The 3792-nt window shown below is 66.3% G+C and carries 3 protein-coding genes; 1 reads left to right on the forward strand and 2 read right to left on the reverse strand.

The annotated features are described in order from the left end of the window. Positions 1–317 precede the first annotated feature (317 nt). Both ACPGXI_RS17740 and guaB read right to left on the reverse strand, forming a co-directional pair. Positions 318–1445, reverse strand: coding sequence for a GuaB3 family IMP dehydrogenase-related protein (locus ACPGXI_RS17740; RefSeq protein ID WP_526655310.1), 1128 nt, complete (start codon positions 1443–1445; stop codon positions 318–320). A gap of 39 nt (positions 1446–1484) precedes the next feature. Beyond that, entirely contained in the window at positions 1485–3062 is a 1578-nt protein-coding gene (guaB, locus tag ACPGXI_RS17745; protein WP_526655304.1) for an IMP dehydrogenase, read from the reverse strand. A 149-nt stretch (positions 3063–3211) separates the two neighbouring features. Between guaB and ACPGXI_RS17750 the strand changes: the two genes are divergently transcribed. Next, positions 3212–3616, forward strand: coding sequence for a DUF5319 family protein (locus ACPGXI_RS17750; protein ID WP_526655306.1), 405 nt, complete (start codon positions 3212–3214; stop codon positions 3614–3616). Positions 3617–3792 lie beyond the last annotated feature (176 nt).

The following is a 3792-nucleotide window of genomic DNA, read 5'->3' on the forward strand; positions in this document are numbered from 1 at the left end:
GTGAAAATGGCGGCACGCTCGCTCCCCAGCGTGAAGATGCCTTCACGTTCGGCAAAGCCCGCGGCCCAGCGTGAAGGTGGCGGCACGTTCGGCAACCCATGCCGCCCAGCGTGCCCAGCGTGAAGGTGGCGGCACGTTCGGCAACCCATGCCGCCCAGCGTGAAGGTGCTGGCACGTTCGGCCCCCAAAGTGAAGGTGCCTTCACGTTCGGCAGCTCGGCAACGCCCGCGCCAACACCCGCGCCGAGCCCAACAGACGCGCCGAGCCCAACAAACCGGGCAAACCGGGCAAACCGGGCAAACCGGGCAAACCGGGGTTCAGCTACCCACCGTCAACCCGACCTTCTGGAACTCCTTGAGGTCGCAGTAGCCGGCCTTGGCCATCGACCTACTCAGACCGCCGACAAGGTTGAGTGAACCGAACGGGTCGTCGGATGGACCGGTCAGCACCTGCTCCAGGGCAGGTCGCGCACCGCTGGCAACCTGTAGAAATGCACCCCGTGGCAGCGACGGATGGGCTGCCGCCGCGGGCCAGAACCATCCTCCCGCGGGGGCTTCGGCGGCCGTGGCCAGCGGTGTTCCGAGCACCACGGCATCCGCGCCACAGGCGATGGCCTTAGCCAGATCCCCAGAGGTGTGGATGTCGCCGTCGGCCAGCACGTGAACGTACCGCCCGCCCGTCTCGTCGAGGTACTCTCGCCGCGCCGCCGCGGCGTCGGCGATGGCCGTGGCCATAGGCACGCTGATGCCCAACACTTCGTCGCTGGTGGTGACCCCACTGGTGGAGCCGTAGCCGACGATCACGCCCGCGGCACCGGTGCGCATCAGGTGCAGCGCAGTGCGGTGGTCCAGCACGCCGCCGGCGACCACCGGCACGTCGAGTTCGGAGATGAAGGTCTTCAGATTGAGGGGTTCGGCCTCCCGGGCAACGCGTTCGGCGGAGATAATCGTGCCCTGAATGACCAGCAGGTCGATGCCCGCGGACACCAGCGTGGGTGTCAGCGCCTGCGCCTTCTGCGGGCTGATACGCACCGCGGTGGTCACTCCGGCATCGCGAATCTGCGCGACCGCCGCGCCGAGATAATCGGGATTGATTGGTGCCGAATGCAATTGCTGAAGCAGCCGAATGGACTCCGACGGATACAGCTCCTTGTCCGCGACCTCGATCACTTGGGCGATTTTTTCGCCGGCGTCCGCGTGCCGCCCGATCAGACCCTCGCCGTTGAGCACGCCAAGACCGCCGCGACGTCCGAGCTCGATGGCGAACTCCACCGAGACCAGTGCGTCGGTGGGATGAGCGACCACCGGAATCTCGAACCGGTAGGCGTCGAGCTGCCAGGCCGTCGACACATCCTTCGACGAACGGGTGCGCCGCGACGGCACGATGTTGATGTCGCCGAGCTCATAGGTACGGCGGGCCGTCCGGCCCATGCCGATTTCAACCATGTCGCGCATGTGGATCAGTCCTTGACTGGGCCGAAGCCCCTATTGGCTGGTGTAGTTCGGGGCTTCCACAGTCATCGTTATGTCGTGGGGATGGCTTTCCTTGAGCCCAGCGGCCGTAATCTGGACGAACTGCGCCTGCTGCAACTGCTCGATGGTGGCGGAGCCGGTGTAACCCATCGCTGCACGTAAGCCGCCGGTGAGCTGATGGATGACCGTCGAGAGTGGTCCCCGGAACGGCACCCTCCCCTCGATGCCCTCGGGCACCAGCTTGTCTTCGGCCAGCACGTCGTCCTGGAAGTAGCGGTCCTTTGAAAAAGAGCCCCGGGAACCGCCGCCGGTCGATCCTCCGGCCCCGCGGCCCTGCATCGCCCCGAGCGAACCCATGCCGCGGTAGCTCTTGAACTGCTTGCCGTTGACGAGGATCAGGTCCCCGGGCGACTCCGCCGTGCCGGCCAGCAGCGACCCCAGCATTGTGGTGGATGCACCGGCCGCGAGCGCCTTGGCGATGTCGCCGGAGTACTGAAGCCCGCCGTCGCCGATCACCGGAACTCCATAGGGACGACAGGCCGCCACTGCCTCCATGATCGCGGTGATCTGCGGCGCACCGACACCGGCGACGACCCGGGTGGTGCAGATCGAGCCGGGACCGACGCCCACCTTGACTGCATCCGCACCGGCATCCACCAGTGCGGCGGCCGCGGCGCGGGTGGCGACATTACCGCCGACGACGTCGACCCGATCGCCGACAACGGCCTTGAGGCGGCGCACCATCTCTATGACGCCACGGTTGTGGGCGTGTGCGGTGTCCACGACCAACACGTCGACGCCGGCATCGGCGAGCGCCATCGCACGGGCCCAGGCGTCCTCGCCCACGCCCACCGCGGCACCGACCAGCAGCCGGCCGTCACTATCCTTGGTGGCCAGCGGAAACTGCTCGGTTTTGACGAAGTCCTTGACGGTGATGAGCCCGGTGAGCTTCCCGCGGCCGTCCACGATCGGCAGCTTCTCGATCTTGTGGCGCCGCAGCAACCCCAGCGCAGCCTCGGCTGAAACCCCCTCCTGGGCAGTGATCAGCGGCGCCTTGGTCATCACCTCGGCGACCGCCTTGGACTGGTCGACCTCGAAGCGCATGTCGCGGTTGGTGATAATCCCGACCAGCTGACCATGCTCGTCGACCACAGGAAGGCCCGAAATGTGGAACCGGGCGCACATGGCGTCGACCTCGGCCAGAGTGTTGTCCGACGAGCAGGTCACCGGGTCGGTGACCATCCCGGCCTCGGATCGTTTGACGGTTTCAACCTGCCCAGCCTGTTCGGCCAGCGGAAGGTTGCGGTGCAACACGCCCATACCCCCGGCGCGCGCCATCGCGATCGCCATGCGCGCCTCGGTGACGGAGTCCATGGCCGAACTCACCAGAGGGACTTTCAGCCGGATCCGGCGGGTGAGCTGACTGGAGGTGTTCGCTGTGGCGGGAATCACATCTGATGCGGCGGGCAGCAACAGCACATCGTCGAACGTGAGCCCCAGCATCGCCACCTTGGTGGGATCGTCACCCCCGGTGGGCACCGGGACGGCGATGGGGATACTGCTTTCGGCCATCGACGTGGGTATCGACATTGGGATGAGCCTCCAGTAACAGATGCGGCCAGGCGCAGACCTGACCTGAATGCCACATCTTATCGGCCAAGCTGCGTGCGGTTTCCGTTCCCCCGACGTGCCGCGCAAGCGCTGGCGCGATACCTGGGGGGCTGCGTAGTCTTGGGGTCGTGCGAGACCACCTTCCACCGGGATTGCCTCCCGACCCGTTTGCCGACGACCCAGCCGATCCGTCGGGGGCACTCGATGCCTTGGAGCCTGGGCAACCGCTGGACGCGCAGGAGCGCATGGCGGTCGAAGCCGATCTCGCTGATCTCGCGGTCTACGAAGCATTGCTGGCGCACAAGGGAATTCGCGGTCTCGTCGTCTGCTGTGAGGAATGCCAGCAGGACCACTACCACGACTGGGACATGCTGCGTGCGAACCTGCTGCAGCTTCTGGTCGACGGGACCGTGCGTCCGCACGAGCCGGCATTCGATCCCGAACCCGATTCCTACGTGACGTGGGACTATTGCCGCGGTTACGCCGACGCCTCACTCAACGAGGCGGCTTCGGAATCCGACGGATATCGCTGAGAGCTGAGTCGCGACCTACGCATCAGCACCTTCGCATCAGCACCTACGCATCAGCACCTTCGCATCAGCTCTGTTTCACGCGCTACGGCTGCTCGATCAGCGTCGTGGTGGTCGGGATCGCCGCAGGCGTTGACGCCGGCGCAGGCGTCGATGACGGTGCCGCCGGGGCTTGATTC

This window comes from Mycobacterium sp. (assembly GCF_049608025.1).
GTDB lineage: Bacteria > Actinomycetota > Actinomycetes > Mycobacteriales > Mycobacteriaceae > Mycobacterium.

Excerpts from the sequence above, each read along its gene's own strand:
- ACPGXI_RS17740 (WP_526655310.1), bottom strand. The coding sequence starts at position 1,445 with ATGGTTGAAATCGGCATGGGCCGGACGGCCCGCCGTACCTATGAGCTC.
- guaB (WP_526655304.1), bottom strand. The coding sequence starts at position 3,062 with ATGTCGATACCCACGTCGATGGCCGAAAGCAGTATCCCCATCGCCGTC.